Source organism: Caldisalinibacter kiritimatiensis, from assembly GCF_000387765.1.
Taxonomy (GTDB): Bacteria; Bacillota; Clostridia; order Tissierellales; family Caldisalinibacteraceae; genus Caldisalinibacter; species Caldisalinibacter kiritimatiensis.
The window spans coordinates 1-348 of the sequence record NZ_ARZA01000032.1; the positions used below are offsets into that span (position 1 = coordinate 1).

Sequence of the window (348 nt, forward strand, 5' to 3'; positions counted from 1 at the left end):
AATTGTAGTATCTCGGTTACTAACTGCAGTTACCAGTCTTAAGTTAGACTAGCATCTGTTGCCTAGTACCTGATACCTGTATTGTCCACTATGCAGTTTTCAAAGTACAATTCTCTACTCACCACAAATTATTCTATGTTTTGTGATGCTGGTGGGCTTAGGTGGACTCGAACCACCGACCTCACGCTTATCAGGCGTGCGCTCTAACCAACTGAGCTATAAGCCCACAATATATTCACATAATTTTAAATTCTAAATTAAAGAGACCTATCTAAAATCAATTCAACCCTTAAATGCTTTTTATTTAACATTTACAATTTAGAATTCTTCACAAGATGTTTCACTTCT

1 tRNA gene is annotated in these 348 nt (G+C 36.2%); it reads right to left on the bottom strand.

Annotation, left to right across the window (positions count from 1 at the left end):
- Positions 1-149 precede the first annotated feature (149 nt).
- Positions 150-226: transfer RNA gene (locus L21TH_RS00920), tRNA-Ile, on the bottom strand.
- Between the last annotated feature and the right edge of the window lie 122 nt (positions 227-348).